The sequence below is a fragment of the Candidatus Zixiibacteriota bacterium genome (assembly GCA_014728145.1).
Taxonomy (GTDB): domain Bacteria; phylum Zixibacteria; class MSB-5A5; order JAABVY01; family JAABVY01; genus WJMC01.
In genome coordinates, this window is sequence record WJMC01000123.1 from 1 (window position 1) to 17236 (window position 17236).

Here is a 17236-nt window from a genome sequence, read left to right on the forward strand (position 1 = left end):
AATCTGAATGAACTGGATCAGTTGTGGATTTCCTCATCCTACAGCTATAATCGCCTGGCTGTGGCGATAGCGTTTTCAAATTTCGGTCAGGCCGATATCCTGACTGAAAACCATGTCCGGATCGGGTTGTCCTGTAACCTGATCGATCCTTATATGCAAATCGGGGCAGGCCTGCAGTATAACCAGGTCGCTTTCGGTGCAAATGATTATGATAACCTCAGCCGTGTCGATTTCGATTTCGGTCTGGCGGGAGAGTATGCGGAAGTCATCTATCATTTCGCCGTCTATGATATCAACCGATCACGTTACACCGACAATGATCCCGAAACAGAGATCGGTTACCGGGCTGGAATCGGCATTCAGAGTCTTAATGATTTCACTGTCAATTTCGAGATAAGCGGAAGAAAGAACGATCCGACACGGTTTCATTTCGGTCAGGAGTTTGTGCTCCAGGACTACCTGCTATTGCGCTTCGGTGTGGTCACCGAACCTACTCTGCCCTCAGCCGGATTCGGTATAATCTATGGCAAACTCCGTCTCGATTACGCAGTAAACCGCCACAGCCGTCTGGATGAAAGCCACAGCCTGGGGCTCAGTTACAGTTTTTAGAAATAGTTTTGGAAGGCGCGATTATTTTATTAAATTGAGGCATGGACGATTATCTAAACAGCAACGAAAGTCTGCAGGCATACGAAAAGCTGACTCTGGCACCGTATGCCGCCTTCAGCAAAAACAGCCGGGGCCGAAAACATTCCGAAAACGACCATCCCTACCGCACCTGTTATCAGCGCGACCGTGACCGGATCATTCATTCCGCGGCATTTCGTCGTCTCGAATACAAGACGCAGGTGTTCGTCAACCATGAGGGCGATCATTACCGCACCCGCCTGACCCATACGCTGGAGGTAGCCCAGATCTCACGTACTATCGCCCGCGCGCTCAAACTGAATGAGGACCTGGCCGAAACGATTGCGCTTGCTCATGATCTGGGTCATACGCCGTTCGGCCATGCCGGCGAGGATATCCTGGATGCCTTGATGAAGTCTCATTCGGAAAAGGGCTTTAATCACAATATGCAGTCGTTGCGCGTGGTGGAGCAGATCGAACGCCGTTACCCCGGATTTCCCGGGCTGAACCTGAGCTATGAGGTCCGGGAGGGGATCGTCAAGCATGAGACCGACTACGATATCTCCGAAATCGAGGATTACAACCCTCATCAGAAACCGACTTTGGAGGCGCAGATCGTCGATTTGGCCGATGAGATCGCTTATAACTGCCATGATGTCGACGACGGCTTGTGGTCGGGGGTGCTCTCGCTGGCTGAAATTATGGAAGTACCTTTGTTCAATCAAATCTATAAGAAATCTGAAAAGGAACTGCCCGACCTGACCCGTTCCAAACGGCAGTACCATGTCATCCGCCTGATGATCAATATGGAGGTCACCGACCTGATTATGACCACCGTCGAAAACCTGAAAAAGTATGAGATCAAAACGCTCGATGATGTCCGCCGTCATGACACCAAACTGCTGTCATTTTCAGAGAATTTAGAACGCGAGAATTCGGTGCTTAAGAAATTTTTGTTCGAGCGGATGTATCGTCATTGGCGTTTGATCCGTATGACCGACAAAGCCCGCCGGATTCTGAACGCGCTGTACGAGGCCTACTACGACAATCCCCGGCAGTTGCCCCCCAAATACGCTCATCGGGCCGAGGACGGCAGTAAGGCGCAGGTGATCGCCGATTATATGGCCGGGATGACAGATCGCTTCGCGATGATAGAGTATAAAAAACTGTTCGACCCTTTCGAAAAAGTCTGAATTCTCCTGCTCACCGGTGTGAAACCGGCTTCATATTACCTCCACTCCATTTTCCGGAATGGACTGTAATGTCCCTGTAAAATACGCCATTTTAGGGCTTTTAGGCTGATATTTGGGGCAGTTTTAACTTCCATGCTCAATCCCTGAACAGTTACAGGACCTCAAAACAGGCGGCACAGGCTTTGCTTTTTAATTACACCGGAGTGCAACATGTGGAATAAAGGAGAGGTTATGGAATGCTTTTTTCACAGTTTGATGCGAGACACGGAAAGCCCGACTAAACACAATGCCCTGATCACTTTTACTGTGCCCGATGTCGGAATAGTGTTTCGGGCGCAGTTTAAAGGCGATGCCAAAGAAGTTGAATACGCCGGACTTCTGACACTGCTGGAATTCATTGAAAACAATCCCCAGCTTTTCAAAAACAAGACGATCGAAATTTATTCCGACTGTTTTACACTGGTCAACCAGGTCAATCGCAAGATGTTTTGTTCACGAGACCTCGAGCCGTTTTTGAATATGGCGTTGACGATGCAGAAGAAGATTCCCTATAGCCTGAATCTCATCCCCGAAACAGACAACCCTGCCAATCAGGCTATAGGTATAATTTAAAAGTTGTATCCATACCCTCCCTGTCCGGAGGTAGCCGGCGACGGCTGCCTCTTTTTTTTGTGTAAGCTCGAGATCTTTTTCCGACCAAAACCGGGACTTTTCCTCAGGATGACATCTCCCCAACGATTGTGCCCGGCAGATGTCGAATTCTGTGTGTAGAAAAATCTGTTTAGGATTGACTTGAATCCGCTTCAACTCTAACTTATAAACATGGCTAAAGAACCTGTATCAAAACTGAAATTTTCGGATGTGATCAAACAGCTTGAGCAAAACCAGATCGCTCCGATCTATTTTTTCACCGGCGACCAGGAATACCTGAGGCTGGAATTCACGCAGGCGATTATCAAGGCGTTGTTCGGAGAAGATCGTCAGAACGCCACGATCGAAAAAATCCAGGCCAAACCTGGCAAAGCGGCCGAGATGGTCAACGCCGCCATGGAGTATTCGCTTTTCGGCGGGGGACGGCTGGTTATCGTAACCGAGGCTGAACGCTATAACGAAAAAGATCAGAAACTGATCCTGAAGGTTTTGCCGACAATTCCACCGGAAAACAAGCTGGTGATTTTTCATCCAGGCAAACTCGATCTGCGCAAGAAGTTCTATAAATTTATGACCAACGAGGCGACCTGGGTCAGTTTTCTCGCGCTCGATCAGCGCGGAGCTAAATTCTGGGTTCGTCGCCAGGAGCAGAAACATGATCTGACTCTGGAGCCGGGCGCGGTCGATCTTTTGATCGAATTTGCCGGCTACTCATACCGCACGCTGGCAGAGGAAATCGACAAGATCGCTCTCAATATGGAGCCGGGTGCAACTGTAACATCATCGGATATACGCAGTTACGGTTCCCAGTCGGCGGTTTTTTCGATTTTCGAGCTGACCGACGCTCTGGGCCGAAGGGATCGTCAGACAGCACTCAACCGTCTCGAAAGACTGCTTAGCGCGAGGGAAAAATTTACCGACATCCTCAGGCGTGTTTACGGTCATTTTAATTATCTCTATGGCATAGAAGCGCTTGAGCCGTCGCTTTCGGACAAGGCGGTGGCCTCACGAATCAGGGTTCATCCGTTTTTTGTCAAAAAGTGCCGTCAGCAACTCCGCAACTTCAGCCGGGACGATCTCAGCCGCGCGCTCAATTCGCTTTTCGAAGCCGAATATGACAGCCGTTTCGAGCGTATGCCTCAGAACTATATTCTCGAGCGGTTGATCGTAAAACTTACCGAATCTCCGGAATAAAAGCTCGGAATATTTGTATAGATGACACGGAAGCAGAATTTGCCGAAATCCGAAACGGAATTGATCGGTCGTGCCAAAGCCGGCGACAAGGTAGCTTTCGGAGCGCTGGTGCGGATGTTTCAGAAACCGGTTTATAATTTAGCTTACAGGTTCGTGCGCGATCATGACACAGCCGATGACCTGACCCAGGAAGCATTCATCCGGGCCTACAAAGCGCTCGACAGTTTCATCGAAGGCAAAAGTTTTCGCAACTGGATACTGACGATAGCATCGAACCTGGCGATCAATTCCCTGCGGAGGAGAAAACATGAAACCCCGCTCGACCAATCGGTTTCGGAGGAGACACAAGCCGACACGAATCCCTCGGCCAACCCGCATGAGCAGGTGGTGGCCTCCTCATTGCGCGATAAAATAGCAGAGGCGGTCGAGAGCCTTCCGGAGGAATTCAAGGCGGTTTTTGTTTTGCGGACGTATGAAGATATGAGTTACGCTGAAATCGCAGAAGCACTTAAAATTGAAAGCGGGACTGTCATGTCCCGGCTTTCCCGGGCCCGTGCCCGGCTAAAAGAAATGCTCAAGGATTATCTCGATGAGTAAGTTTTCCGATGATTTCGAAAAATACCTGAACCTGTACCTGGACAATGAACTGCCCGACTCTGAACGAAGGGAGTTCGAAAACTACCTGGCTGAAAATCCGGATAAAGCGGAAGAACTCGCGCTCTATCAAAAGCTCGACAGCGAGGCCCGCGAAATCGAAGTTCCCGAACGGGCAGAGGGCTACTGGGAGGGACTGGCCGGACGGATCGATTCACAGGTCGAGCGTCTCGAAAGCGGTGGTACGCCACAAAAGTCGGAATCGCCCTTCAAAAACCTGGTCTTCAGTTTCCATAACTGGATGAAACTGGCAGCCGGTGCTTTGATGATTGTTACGGTCTTTTTGATCAGCCGTCATCTGTCGGATGATTTCAGCCTGATGGATGTTATGGATGATAAACTTTTGGAGAAGCAGAAGAGCCTGACGGTAGATTCTCCCGAAACTTCACCCGCAAAAAATATCGATTCACAATTTCAGGACTTGGATAAAACTCGACCCGGTGATGAAATAATCGATATCCGTGGCGGAGGATCGGGTGAGGACAGGTATGAAATCGACGGTGTAACGGCAGATTCGCAGATTGGAAATTACGTAGATAAAGCGACGGAAATTGCCACAACCGACACAATTGACCGCCAAACTGAAGTCGAAGATCAAATTGAAGCTTCAAAAAAACATAGCGAAGTCGTCCTGTCCGAATCTGAGACTGTCAAGCCAAAATCACAGCAAAAACAAGATTCCGAAGAAGAGGTGGTGACGGCTTCCCGCGATAAAACCGATCTGCCTGAAACAGCTTCCCTGCGACAATCCACAGTCGTCCCGGAAAGTTTAAGGGAGTCATCAGAGAAGATCGAGCCTTCAGTCCCGGCTAGGGCTGACGATCTGGGTCTACAATTAAAAGAGAATGCAGATAGCAAGCATGTTGATGAAGACGTACGAGATAAATCGTTTGATTCAGTCCAGCAGGATGAAGTATCGTTAAGTTCACATTCTGCAGATTCTGTTTTCAGTGATGATCTTCATAAGCTGATGCCGGAATCAGTTGAGCCTATGGGACGTAAGTTTAAAAGCTCTCAACCAGTCAGGCTTGAGGATTCACTGGACAGCCTGATCGAAGCTTATGCCGATGCTGTTTCCGATAATGAGAAGCAAAGAGTTTTACGACAGGCGATACAAACCGGACTGCTGTCGATCAAAAATAATCATGATCCGAAAATGATCCGCAAGGTCGAAGAACTTATCGAAGAAGCACTAAAAACGGAACTTCTCGAGCCGAAACTCATTGAACAGTATGAAAGGGATCTTTTACGGATCAAAAAAACCAAATCACAACCCTGATACATGAGGCTCAGTTGATCAGTTACTCTATAAGCGCTATTGTTGCGGTTTTCATGTTGTTGACAACTGCCTGCAGGGGGGATGAGCAGAGCAATATGGAAAAAGACACGAGTCAGAGTAAAAACGAATACAGCCTTGAACGCCGTCATATGGTCGAGCGCCAGATCGCTTCTCGCGGGATCAAGGACAGCCTTGTACTCGAGGCGATGAATACGGTTCCACGGCATCGTTTCGTACCGCCCCATCTGGTCGGTCAGGCTTACGATGATAATCCTCTTCCGATCGGTCATGGACAGACGATTTCACAGCCCTATATAGTTGCGCAGATGACTGACTTATTGCGGCTTTCCGGCCATGAGCGCGTGCTGGAGATCGGCACCGGTTCCGGTTACCAGGCGGCGGTACTATCGCGAATTGTCGATTCGGTATATACCATAGAAATAGTCTGCCCTTTGGCAGAGCGTGCCGACAGCACATTCAAGGAACTTGGCTACGACAACCTCAAGGTAATCTGCGGCGATGGTTATCAGGGTTATGAGAAAGGCGCACCCTACGATCGGATCATCGTGACCGCGGCTCCGGATCATGTGCCCCAGCCCCTTCTGGATCAGCTCGCGATGGGTGGATTTATGGTCATCCCGGTCGGAGATAAATTGCAGTTTCTCAAGATCTACGAGAAAACCGAGGATGGAATCAAGGAGACCACTGATATCGCGGTTCGATTCGTTCCTATGACTGGTGAAGCTGAAGATCAATGAGTTCATATTTTGTGTAATGTTTTTGTTGATTCTAAGCAGGATAAGGTTACCCTGGGTTAGCTTGTCTTGTTCGCCAAAATGACACAGATTTAGCTGAAATGGACTTCAGCTTGTGAGATTGAGTGCTGTCGGAGATGGATTTTCGGCGGCACTTTTTAATACAAAATTCAATAAAAGCAACAATATTGCGATAGCTCCGTATATTTTGTACTTAAGGAAACGGAGGAACAGATGAAAAAGCTTTACAGGTCTCGTGATAATTCGATGCTGGGCGGTGTCTGCGGGGGATTTGGGGAATATTTCGATATCGATCCGACCATCATCCGCCTGGTGTTTCTGCTACTGGTACTGGCCGCCGGTTCGGGTATCCTGGTTTACATTATCGCCTGGATAGTTGTACCGCTTCGTCCCGAATCTGAAAGCCCTGGAGAAATCGCTACCGATGAATCCGGTCAACCTCTTGAGCGGGGGGATGTCAACAAGTACCTGCCCGGGCTGATTTTGATCATTTTAGGGTTTGTATTCCTGCTCAGCCAGATCTGGAACTGGTTCTCATTCGCCTATATCTGGCCGATCATCATCATAGCTATCGGTGTTTTTCTGATCTATCGCGCCATGAATTCCAGCGCGGAGGATGATAGTGAACGCAGGCAGATTTAACTGGGGACTGATATTTATAATCCTCGGCTTGCTGGCCCTGGGATGGACCACTGACCGGCTTCCATCGCAGGTCTTCGAGCGATTATTCGACCTCTGGCCGATTCTTCTGATTGCGTTCGGTATCCAGATGATCTTTTCGCGCAGTAAGGCTCCATTTCTGGCATATATATCATCGCTGATAATAATTGCCGGCGCAGTGTACGCGGTCGTACCTTACAGCGATATGATCAAAAATCCCGATCACGAGGTCAGCCATGGCAAGATCGAGGAATCATTTTCCGGTTCTGTCGATACAGTCGAGCTCAGGGCACATCTCAAAAAGCGCGAATTCACACTGGATGATTTCGGCGATGATGGATTCGAACTGCAGTTCAGCCGTGAATCCGCTGGGCCGAAAATCGATCTGGCTGAAAAAAAAGATGTGCTTCGGATTGGCCTCGATCACCGCGAACATTCCTGGATGAGATTCTGGGACAACGATGATTTTCCTTACTGGAAGATGGAAATCGGCCACAGTTATCCTCTCAATTTGTTTATAAATGCTGAGCGCAGCTACTGTTACCTCAGGCTCGCAGACTTCAATCTTCATTCGCTGGATCTTAACTGCAAGCGTTGTTATGAGGTGGTTGTCCAGTTCGGACGCCGATTCCCGGATGAACCGGTCAATTTTGACCTTCTAAAATCCGACCTGCGCCTGGAAATACCAGGTGGTTACTATGTCATGCTGAAAGACGGTGTCGGTTTGCCGTTTTATGTCGTCGATCATCTCGATTTCGTCGAGGTCGGCAACGACCTGGTATCCGACAGCCTGTACCATCCGGACAGCCTTTTGATCCTGGATATCGAACCACAAGTCAAGAGCCTGCAGATCAACTGGTACGAGTAGGGATACTGTTCGCTGACGGTTTCGCGCCGCAGTTATCCGTGTCACTTTTTATATTGTAAGCGTAAATGTTTTTGCACATATTTACGTTCTGAACAGTATAATATCTGGATGACGGCTGTTTTCAGATTATAAACGAGAGGACACCATGCGAAGATTATCTTTTTCCGCCTGCATAATTTCCCTGCTGTTAATTATATTTAGTTTAACCGCGGACGCTACTGAAAATCCCTATCCGCATGCGCGAACAGATAAGTACTGGGTTTATTTTTCCGATAAAGGTGATTTCAGCGCGGAGGAGATCGAACATCTTCTGAATCAACTTGAAGCTGTGGCCGGTCCCGCAGAACTGAAACGTCGTTCTCTGGCCAACCCCGGCAAACGCCTGTTTGACTATTCGGATCTGCCGGTTAATTCAGCTTATATGGATGAAGTGTCATCTTATGGTGTGAGAATCCATCAGAGCTCCCGCTGGCTCAACGCCGTTTCGGTGTCGGGCCGGATGGATCTGATCAGGTCGCTTGAAAAGCTTCCTTATGTCGATTCAATAACAACAGTCAAGGTTTATCGCCGTGAGGTTCCTCAGGTCGGGGGGGCGGATTATGTCTTCCCGAAACCGACTTCTCCCACACAACTCGACTACGGTGATTCATTTGACCAGCTTGACCAGATACAGGTCCCTCCGCTTCATGCCCTTGGGTTTTCGGGTGAGGGCATCACGATTGCGGTTTTTGACACCGGTTTTGACACCGCCCATGCCGCTTTCAACGAGATGGATATCAAGGCAACTTATGACTTTATAAATAATGACAGCGATGTCGTCGATGTGTTCAATGCCCAGAGATCTCATGGCACCTCGGTTTTGGCCGCGATGGGGGGATGGGCTCCGGGAGAATTGATCGGCCCGGCCTACGGCGCAACTTACTGCCTGGCGAAGACAGAGGACTATTACGATGAATACCAGGGTGAAGAAGACAATTTCATAGCCGCCCTGGAGTGGGCGGATACACTTGGATGCCAGATAGTATCGGCCTCACTCGGCTATATCGACTGGTATTCGCCCTCGGACCTGGATGGCAACACGGCGGCGATCACGATTGCCTGCGATGCCGCAGTATCCAGGGGGATTGCAGTGATAGTAGCGGCCGGTAACGAGGGACCGACTGCGACCACGCTCTTGACACCGGCTGACGGCGACAGCGTGATAGCAGTCGGGGGGGTATTGATCACGGATGAGATCTGGTACAGTTCCTCGCGTGGTCCTACTGCCGATGGCCGGATCAAACCGGATATCTGTGCCAACTCGGTGCAGGTTAAGGTCGCCAGCTATACCGGTGGTTTCAAGCGGGGCAACGGCACCTCTTTTGCCACACCGTTGACAGCAGGTGCGGCGGCCCTGGTGCTGGAGGCAAATCCAACCTATTCAGCTGTCGATTTAAGGCAGGTTCTTCTCTCCACCGCACGCGAGCCTCAGGGTGAAAGTGTCACTCTTCCCAATAATGATTACGGCTACGGTATTGTCGATGCCAAAACCGCCTCCGGGGTAGATCCGATCGTTACCGATGAAAAGGTTTTGGCCTACCCGAATCCATTCGATGACCTGGTGTCTGTCAACTGCCAGGTTGAAGGTGACGGCATCCTGCGCGGTTCGATTCACAGCCTGGATGGTATTCAGGTCTGGGAGCGCGAGGTTTCTGTCGGAAGCGGTGCTCATGAAATCAACTGGGACGGCAGTAACGATGACGGCGAGGAAGTCGCCGCAGGGGTTTACCTGATGCGTGTGACCGCGCCCGGAATCGAAAAGACGATCAAGCTCTTCAAGGTCAGGTAGGCTGTCTTCATCTCAAAAAAGCGCGTAAAAATAATAGAATCCCCATGGTTGCCATGGGGATTTTTGCACCCTAAAGCAAATTCGATGATCGAAGAAAGTAGTTGATAATTGCTTCGGATAGTGTATATATATGGGACTGTTAAGTACGGTTTCGAAAGGACTGGGAATGCGATTATTTGAGTTTGAAGCCAAAAAGCTGTTTGCCAAGAAGAAAATAGCTGTAACCGAGGGAATCGTGGCCTCATCTCCCGAGGATGTCACCGCGGCGGTGCGTAAACTCGGCGGTCAGGCGATTCTCAAGGTACAGATTCTCTCCGGCGGTCGTGGCAAAGCCGGCGGTGTGAGAAAAGTCGATACACCCGATGAAGCCTTCACGGCGGCCGAGGAGATGTTTTCCTCTACCGTCAAGGGCTACAAGGTCGAACGGGTCCTTGTCGATCCGCTTCTGGATGTAAAAAAAGAATACTACCTGGGTGTGACCATCGACAGGGCCAATTACAAGCTGGTCTTCATTTCCTCGCCCTCAGGCGGTGTGGACATTGAAGAAGTAGCCCGTACCGATCCCAAGAAAGTCTATCGCGAAGCGTTTGAATTCGATGAGAAGATGTATTCATTTCAGGCATTCGCGATCGGCAAGAAGCTCGGATTCTACACCGATAAGCTGAAAGCATCGGTCAAGATCATAAAGGGTTTGTTTGATGTCTTCAAATCCTACGACTGCAAACTGGCCGAGATCAACCCGTTGATCGAAACCGAGGATGGCGAGCTGTATGCCGCCGATGCCCGGATTTCGATCGATGATGACGCCCTTTTCCGCCATCCGGAATTGACCGAGATGGGAATAGAAAAACGTCATGAGGAAGGCGAGATGACCGAGCGCGAACAACAGGCGCGGGAATGGGGTATTCCATACCTCGACCTGGAGGGCAATATCGGAATGTTTCCCGGTGGAGCCGGTTTCGGAATCATGGGCAATGATTTTATCAACTACTATGGTGGTAAGCCCGCCAACTTCATGGATTCCGGAGGTGGCCCCTCGCCCGAGAGGCTTTCGCGGATGCTGACTCTCCTTGACGATAACCCGCAGGTCAAGGCGATCTTCGGGGCACGATTTGGCGGGATTTCCCGTTGCGATGACTTTGCCAAAGGAGTGATCATGTTTTTGCGTGATCATGGCCTGTCTAAGCCTATGGTCTGTCGTATGACCGGTAATATGTGGCAGGAAGGTGTACGCCTGTTTGAAGAAGCCAAAGATGAAACCCCCGAAGCATTTGAAAAGATCGAAATCCACGGGATCGAGACACCGATCGAGGATATCGCCAAACGCGCGGTCGAGCTGGCAAAGGAGGCGCAATAATGGCTATTCTGGTGACTAAAGAATCCAAGGTTCTGGTTCAGGGGATCACCGGTTCCGCCGGTCAGTTCCACACCAAGCGGATGCTCGAGTACGGTACCCAGATAGTTGGCGGTACCTCGCCTGGAAAGGGCGGCCAGGAGGTCGAAGGTCTGCCGGTTTTTGACACGGTCGATGAATGTATCGATGCCACAGGTGCCGATACCTCGGTCATTTTCCTTCCGGCCCCGTTTGTCAAGGAAGCCGCGATCGAGGCGATTTATGCCGGGATTAAGTTCGTGGTCGTGATACCGGAACATATACCGATCTTCGATATGATGCAGATTCGCCAGGAAGCCCAGAAATACGGAACAACCGTACTGGGCGGAAACACTGCCGGAATCATTACACCCGGTGAGGCCAACCTGGGGATAATGCCCGATATAGCCTTTAAGCCCGGTCGTGTGGGGACTGTCTCACGCTCCGGATCCTTGACATATTACGTCGCCGACACCCTGACTCATTCCGGATACGGAGAGACTACCTGTGTAGGCCTGGGAGGCGATCCCGTTCTGGGTTCGACTTTCGGCGAAATCCTGCAGATGTTCGATGAGGATAAAAAGACCGAGGCGGTCGTGATGGTGGGAGAAATCGGCGGTGTCTACGAGGAACGGGCTACCTCGCGTATCAAGAAGATGAAAACCCCGGTAATCTGCATGATCGGCGGGGTGTTTGCTCCGCAGGGCAAGCGGATGGGTCATGCCGGCGCGATCGTCGAGGGCTCCATGGGTACAGCACGATCCAAGCTCAGGGTGCTGGAGGAGGCGGGAGCCTATCCGGCACGAACATTTCTGGACATACCCAAAATACTGAAAAGTCTGAACGTATAGATTCATCAAGGCCGGGTAAAAGCCCGGCCTTCTGATTTTGATGGAGATAAATAGTGCCCAAAGAAGTGACCGATATGCGGTGGATGAAAAACCTGTTGTTGGAAGAGGATGTAGGTCATCTGGCCCTGGCTGATGGCGATCAACCCTATATCGTCCCGGTCAACTATGCTTATATCGATGATAAGATCGTCCTGCATGGGGCAATCAAGGGCTACAAGCTCGATTTACTTGCCAAAAACTCAAGATGCTGTTTCGCGGTCAACCGTCACCCGGATAAGGTCCGCTACCATGCCGAGGGAAAATGCCATTACCGCTATCATTCGGTTTTAGTCTACGGTCGCGCTTTCTATGTTGATTCTGCCGAGGAACGCCTGGTCTGGATCAGAAAGTATCGCCGGTATTTCAATGCGCGTTTGGGCAATCGCATGAAAGAAGATGACACGATCAAGACCGCCGAGCGCTGTGGTATAATCCTGATCGAAATCGACCGCATGACCGCCCGCAAAGAAGAGAAGAAAAAAGCCGACATCCACGAAGACGAATAGCTATCGCAACGGAAGTTTCTCTGACCTGTTTTGTCAGTGGGCAGATGTATATTTACCTTATGATAATAGTAACAAATATCGTACTGTTGACTTGGTGTAAGCGTTCATTAAACGCAAAAAGTGTGACCCGACAGCCAATAATATGTTCTGTCAGGTCTTGGTTATCGCGTTTACGCGATAAGTGTGACCTGACAGTTTAGATGCCATGGGATTAAGATATAAAAATCAAAATGATTTCAATTGTTTCTTCGCGACCACGACATTTCAAGATTGGAAAGAATATGGAAACGTTCCTGGAATGTATGAAGCACTGGCAGGATCGTTGGCTTTTTGTTTGGAAAAGTATGAAGCTAATCTGATTGGCTACGTATTTATGCCGAATCATATACACTTGTTGCTTGTTATTGATGGATCAGAGCTGTCTTCATTTATGAGAGATTACAAGAAATATATTGCTCAAAAAGCAAAAACGGATTTAGGGATTAAAGAGAAGAAAATATGGATGCCTCGATATGACAGGGTTGTGATTGTCGATAAAAATCTAATTCTAACGAAACTTAACTATATCCACAATAATCCAGTAAAGGCAAAACTTGTCAGCGATCAACAAAAATGGAAGTGGTCAAGTGCTGGAGATTACTTTTCTGATTCTGAAAGTCAATTGAAGATATCAAAAGATTGGCAGTGATGGCAGTCAGGTCACAATTCTGACTAAAGTCAGAATCAAGACCTGACAGAACATATAACATTCCATTCATGAGAAATAACACCATACTGTTAAGTCAGGTCTTGGTTATCGCGTTTACGCGATAAGTGTGACCTGACTTAACGTAATAATGGTTATTAGCACGCTTCATTAATATGCCATGAACATCTTGAGACCCGCTGATTCAGAGTGCTCATTAAACAATACATGATTGAAAAGTTTAGTCACAAAAAAATCAAAAATGCAACCATTAGATGCTTAAAATCTGTCTAAATAGAATTAAAAAAACGCTGCCGGGGAGGGAGGATCCCGGCAGCGGGAGAGTCAATGCTCAAAGGAGCAATGGTGTGAGAAATTGATTCTCACGGTTGATCTTTTAGTATTTAAGGAGAAACCTAAACTCGTTGCTTGCTCTAAGATGAAATGTAGCCCCTTTTGACGGAATCAACCACCCCGTCGACATCACGTTGTCTTCACCCTCTTAAACGCAAAAACCGGGAATCTGTTCCTGTAAAAGAGTAAGTGCTTATATGAATTTCAGTTGAGATGACGGAATATATTTTAATCAGGTGAAGACATGACCACTCAATCACACTATGATCTCCATACCCGCCCGGGCAAATGCAAGATTATCGAACCCGGCTTTCGCAAAATCTGCGCTGATTTTCTCATTGTCGATATTATTGGGCAGATGAGTCAGCAACAGCTTACGCACGTTTTTGTCGAGCATGAGTTGTGGCATCCGCTCCAGATCGATATGCATTCCCTCGGATAGCAGGAGGTCGGCGTTGTCGGCAACCAGGGCGACATCCTCGCTGTCAAGTACATCGGCAGTGTACACCAGGCGTTTTCTGTCGTGTTCGGCGATCAAGGAAAAGCACTGCATCCGATTCGGCAACGCGCGCGACATGATAAAGTCCCTCTTGCCCTGAAGATGGCGATTCAGAACAAATTCGAACTTCACAAGCGAGTCCTCATACGTGGATTTGCGGTCGAGGCCGTGAAAGGTGATATCAAAGCCGAGATCGCCGGGAAACAGGTAGGTCATGTAGAGCAAACGTTTGAAACCGTCCTCAGCCTCACGCGGGAGATATATATCGAGAGGAAGCTCGCGCCTCAAAAGATGCATAAGCTGAACCAGAAACGGCAGGCCCATCGAGTGATCGGAATGCATGTGACTGATAAAAATTTTGCTGATTGTATTCGGATTGATCTTCAATCGCCGGATAGCCTGCGCGGTACCGTCACCACAATCCAGCAGGTACCCGATCCGGTCGATTTCGAGCAGGTAGCAGGATGTCGACTTCTGAGCCGAAGCCATCCCCGAAGAACAGCCGATTATTTTTAGACGCATATCCATATGCGGTAATAACAGGAATTATCTTCGTACGGTTTCCGTCAAATCCGATCAACCGAGGTTTTCAACCGAGATCGGATTGATTTCCTTCAGGTGCATGGTGAAATGCCTGAGGTATTCCGGCTCGTAAGTGATTTCGAAACCGGACAGCTTGTCCTTGTATTCCATGACTTTCTTGAAGGTGTGGGCGATATATTTCAGGTGCGAAACAGTGTATACTCGCCTCGGTATCGCCAGGCGCACCAGTTCCAGCGCCGGGTAGATGACCTCGCCGGTCTCCGGATCTTTCTGGGCGAACATCAGGCCACCGATCTCGACCGCACGGATACCGCCCTCGCGGTAGAGCGCGATCACAAGAGACTGGGCCGGAAACTTGTCGCGCGGGATATGCCCAAGAAGCGAACCGGCATCGACAAACACCGCATGTCCGCCGGTCGGCTTCACATAAGGAACTCCGATTTTATCCAGTTCCTTGCCGAGGTATTCGACCTGCTCGATGCGATGATGCAGGTATTCTTCGTCGAGCGCTTCGATCAGGCCCCGGGCGATAGCTTCCATATCTCGACCGGTCAGGCCTCCATAGGTGCGGAAACCCTCGATCAAAATCATCAGGTTGGTCATCTTCTGTTCGAGCTCATCATTGTTGAGGCCGACGAAACCGCCCATATTCACAAGCCCGTCTTTTTTAGCCGACATGCAACAGCCGTCGGCATAGGCAAACATCTCCTGAGCGATCTCCTTGATCGATTTATTGCGGTAACCTTCCTCACGCTTTTGAATAAAGTAAGCGTTTTCGGCATACCGGGCGGCATCGAAAAACAGCGGAATGTTATACTTACTACAGATGTCTCGAGTCTGACGGATGTTCTCCATCGAAACCGGCTGACCTCCGCAGGAGTTATTGGTCAGGGTCATGAAGATGACAGGAATCTTTTCTTTGCCTTTGGCGATTATGAAATCCTCCAGGGCGGATATATCCATATTTCCCTTGAAAGGATGATTCGATTTTGGATCCTTGCCTGCTTTTATAATCAAATCGATCGGTATTCCACCTTTATGCAGGGTGTTTCCGCGAGTGGTATCGAAGTGAGTATTGTTGGGAACGTAATCACCTTTCTTCAGGACAGTCGAAAACAAAAGGTTTTCTGCCACTCGGCCCTGGTGAACCGGTATAATGTGTTTAAAGCCGGTGATCTCCTGCAATGTACGAACGAAATTGTGATAGTTTCGGCAACCGGCATAGGCCTCATCACCAACCATCATTCCCGCCCACTGGTTATCACTCATGGCGGAAGTGCCCGAATCAGTCAATAAGTCGATGAAAATATCTTCGGACCGAACGTTGAAGATATTGAAATGGGCTTTCTGGATGATGAGTTCTCTTTCGTGGCGGGTAGTCATCTTGATAGGTTCGACCACTTTTACGCGGTACGGTTCGATCGGAAATTCAAAATCGTCAAGCATGCCCAGACCTTTCTTTATCGCAAGAACAGTTTCCCTTTTTATATCAGGCCTGTTTGAGCCTGAAGGCCGGTTCAATGTGGCCGACCAGTAATTTACGATTATTGTAAACCCGTGGACGAATCAACCGCTCGACGTGATCAAGACGGTCATCCGTTAAAACATCGAGTTGCCTGAGAACTTCGACCACAACCGGTGCCAGTGCGCGAAATCCACCATCGGCAATTTTAACCGCGACTCCCCAGCCCTGATCCAGAAGCGCAACTCCCTGGATCGCTTCCCCGCCCAGTTTGCAGACGATCTCTTTTGGCAGAGCCTGCATAAGGTAATAGTCGCTCCGGCGCTCTCCGGATACCATCAGTGGATATGCCTGCATGGCGGCAATGACCTTCTCAAAAGCGTCTTTGCGCTCCGGTTTGTCGGTTGTACGGGATGCCAGCCGAGCCCATCCAAGGGCGAACTTGTCGATCGTCATGGCGCAGTTAGGAATCGAACAGCCGTCGATCGCCCATATCAACTGATCCGCGGGAACATCGAAGACTTCCGAAACCAGCTCATAGACAATATGTTGCACCTGGCTGTCGAATTCCGGGTAACGTTTGGGGTCTTCGTTTAAGAGCAATGCCAGCGCTAACAGTCCTGAATGTTTACCTGAACAGTTATGTTGTACCGGTGTGAATGTTTCCTCGCGACGCGGGAGAATATCAAACGATCGGTAATCGATCGGCGGGTGAGTTCCGCATTGCAGGAAGCTCTCGTCGAGATTGATTTTCTCGAGGTTCTCGCGCACCTGGCCGACATGTTCCTCGCTTCCCGAGTGCGAACCGCACATGATTGCCAACCCTTTCTGGCTGAAACCGAAGCGTTCGAGTCCACCTCTTTCGATCAAGGCGGTGGCTTGAAACGGTTTCAAAGCTGAGCGTGTAAATGTCGAAAGTCGGGGATCTCCGGCGTAGTAGAGAAGCTCGCCTTCGGAGTTGACGACCGCTATCGAACCGAAATGTGTCGATTCGACAGCTTCGCCACGGTACACTTTTGCCAGTACTTCCTGCACGGCATCTATTATAACATCATGCAGGGCGATATTCAACTGTTATTTTATTTCTGTCTGTAATCACAAAAATAATGTTTATCGCTGGAAATCCACTGCATACGCGGGATTGCATGACCGGGGATGAAATCGATGATCAGATACCGGGCAGACATCAGTGGAA

At 49.3% G+C, this 17236-nt stretch carries 16 protein-coding genes; 13 read left to right on the forward strand and 3 right to left on the reverse strand.

Translation table 11 applies throughout. The annotated features are described in order from the left end of the window. Window positions 1-650: 650 nt before the first annotated feature. The 13 genes from GF404_07355 (at window position 651) to GF404_07415 (ending at window position 13186) form a co-directional block, all read left to right on the forward strand. Entirely contained in the window at window positions 651-1820 is a 1170-nt protein-coding gene (locus GF404_07355) for a deoxyguanosinetriphosphate triphosphohydrolase (GenBank protein MBD3381996.1), read from the forward strand. 231 nt (window positions 1821-2051) lie between these two features. After that, window positions 2052-2432: a hypothetical protein gene (locus GF404_07360; GenBank protein ID MBD3381997.1), complete on the forward strand. Its 381-nt coding sequence runs from the start codon at window positions 2052-2054 to the stop codon at window positions 2430-2432. 210 nt (window positions 2433-2642) lie between these two features. Continuing rightward, window positions 2643-3665 (forward strand): DNA polymerase III subunit delta, encoded by a 1023-nt coding sequence (gene holA, locus GF404_07365; GenBank protein MBD3381998.1) that lies wholly within the window; start codon window positions 2643-2645, stop codon window positions 3663-3665. A gap of 21 nt (window positions 3666-3686) precedes the next feature. Then, window positions 3687-4262 (forward strand): sigma-70 family RNA polymerase sigma factor, encoded by a 576-nt coding sequence (locus tag GF404_07370; protein MBD3381999.1) that lies wholly within the window; start codon window positions 3687-3689, stop codon window positions 4260-4262. Then, window positions 4255-5598 (forward strand): hypothetical protein, encoded by a 1344-nt coding sequence (locus GF404_07375; protein ID MBD3382000.1) that lies wholly within the window; start codon window positions 4255-4257, stop codon window positions 5596-5598. Before GF404_07370 ends, GF404_07375 begins: the two co-directional genes overlap by 8 nt. Window positions 5599-5693: 95 nt before the next feature. Further along, entirely contained in the window at window positions 5694-6356 is a 663-nt protein-coding gene (locus GF404_07380) for a protein-L-isoaspartate(D-aspartate) O-methyltransferase (GenBank protein ID MBD3382001.1), read from the forward strand. Between the two features lie 231 nt (window positions 6357-6587). Next, the gene (locus GF404_07385) at window positions 6588-7016 is read left to right on the forward strand and encodes a PspC domain-containing protein (GenBank protein ID MBD3382002.1); all 429 of its coding nucleotides are present in this window, start codon (window positions 6588-6590) and stop codon (window positions 7014-7016) included. Further along, a complete protein-coding gene (locus tag GF404_07390; GenBank protein MBD3382003.1) occupies window positions 6997-7902 on the forward strand; it encodes a hypothetical protein in 906 nt (301 codons plus the stop codon). Before GF404_07385 ends, GF404_07390 begins: the two co-directional genes overlap by 20 nt. Before the next feature lie 145 nt (window positions 7903-8047). Continuing rightward, entirely contained in the window at window positions 8048-9730 is a 1683-nt protein-coding gene (locus GF404_07395) for a S8 family serine peptidase (protein MBD3382004.1), read from the forward strand. 130 nt (window positions 9731-9860) lie between these two features. Continuing rightward, window positions 9861-11087, forward strand: coding sequence for a succinate--CoA ligase subunit beta (gene sucC, locus GF404_07400; protein ID MBD3382005.1), 1227 nt, complete (start codon window positions 9861-9863; stop codon window positions 11085-11087). Then, window positions 11087-11953: a succinate--CoA ligase subunit alpha gene (gene sucD / locus GF404_07405; GenBank protein ID MBD3382006.1), complete on the forward strand. Its 867-nt coding sequence runs from the start codon at window positions 11087-11089 to the stop codon at window positions 11951-11953. The genes sucC and sucD overlap by 1 nt, the downstream gene beginning before the upstream one ends. A gap of 53 nt (window positions 11954-12006) precedes the next feature. After that, window positions 12007-12498, forward strand: coding sequence for a hypothetical protein (locus tag GF404_07410; GenBank protein ID MBD3382007.1), 492 nt, complete (start codon window positions 12007-12009; stop codon window positions 12496-12498). Window positions 12499-12703: 205 nt separating this feature from the next. Continuing rightward, window positions 12704-13186 (forward strand): hypothetical protein, encoded by a 483-nt coding sequence (locus GF404_07415; protein ID MBD3382008.1) that lies wholly within the window; start codon window positions 12704-12706, stop codon window positions 13184-13186. A gap of 607 nt (window positions 13187-13793) precedes the next feature. Here the strand turns inward: GF404_07415 and GF404_07420 are convergent. From GF404_07420 to GF404_07430, 3 genes are read right to left on the reverse strand one after another with little or no spacing between them, the layout of a single operon-like run. After that, window positions 13794-14564, reverse strand: a complete 771-nt coding sequence (locus GF404_07420) for an MBL fold metallo-hydrolase (GenBank protein MBD3382009.1) — start codon at window positions 14562-14564, stop codon at window positions 13794-13796. A gap of 48 nt (window positions 14565-14612) precedes the next feature. Then, a complete protein-coding gene (locus tag GF404_07425; protein MBD3382010.1) occupies window positions 14613-16025 on the reverse strand; it encodes a tryptophanase in 1413 nt (470 codons plus the stop codon). Window positions 16026-16068: 43 nt separating this feature from the next. Then, a complete protein-coding gene (locus tag GF404_07430) occupies window positions 16069-17112 on the reverse strand; it encodes an asparaginase (GenBank protein ID MBD3382011.1) in 1044 nt (347 codons plus the stop codon). Window positions 17113-17236 lie beyond the last annotated feature (124 nt).

What these genes read in the sequence shown, in the direction of transcription:
- GF404_07355 (MBD3381996.1), top strand. Translation starts at nt 651, where the DNA reads ATGGACGATTATCTAAACAGCAACGAAAGTCTGCAGGCATACGAAAAG.
- GF404_07360 (MBD3381997.1), top strand. Translation starts at nt 2,052, where the DNA reads ATGGAATGCTTTTTTCACAGTTTGATGCGAGACACGGAAAGCCCGACT.
- holA (MBD3381998.1), top strand. Translation starts at nt 2,643, where the DNA reads ATGGCTAAAGAACCTGTATCAAAACTGAAATTTTCGGATGTGATCAAA.
- GF404_07370 (MBD3381999.1), top strand. Translation starts at nt 3,687, where the DNA reads ATGACACGGAAGCAGAATTTGCCGAAATCCGAAACGGAATTGATCGGT.
- GF404_07375 (MBD3382000.1), top strand. Translation starts at nt 4,255, where the DNA reads ATGAGTAAGTTTTCCGATGATTTCGAAAAATACCTGAACCTGTACCTG.
- GF404_07380 (MBD3382001.1), top strand. Translation starts at nt 5,694, where the DNA reads ATGGAAAAAGACACGAGTCAGAGTAAAAACGAATACAGCCTTGAACGC.
- GF404_07385 (MBD3382002.1), top strand. Translation starts at nt 6,588, where the DNA reads ATGAAAAAGCTTTACAGGTCTCGTGATAATTCGATGCTGGGCGGTGTC.
- GF404_07395 (MBD3382004.1), top strand. Translation starts at nt 8,048, where the DNA reads ATGCGAAGATTATCTTTTTCCGCCTGCATAATTTCCCTGCTGTTAATT.
- sucC (MBD3382005.1), top strand. Translation starts at nt 9,861, where the DNA reads ATGGGACTGTTAAGTACGGTTTCGAAAGGACTGGGAATGCGATTATTT.
- sucD (MBD3382006.1), top strand. Translation starts at nt 11,087, where the DNA reads ATGGCTATTCTGGTGACTAAAGAATCCAAGGTTCTGGTTCAGGGGATC.
- GF404_07415 (MBD3382008.1), top strand. Translation starts at nt 12,704, where the DNA reads ATGGGATTAAGATATAAAAATCAAAATGATTTCAATTGTTTCTTCGCG.
- GF404_07420 (MBD3382009.1), bottom strand. Translation starts at nt 14,564, where the DNA reads ATGGATATGCGTCTAAAAATAATCGGCTGTTCTTCGGGGATGGCTTCG.
- GF404_07425 (MBD3382010.1), bottom strand. Translation starts at nt 16,025, where the DNA reads ATGCTTGACGATTTTGAATTTCCGATCGAACCGTACCGCGTAAAAGTG.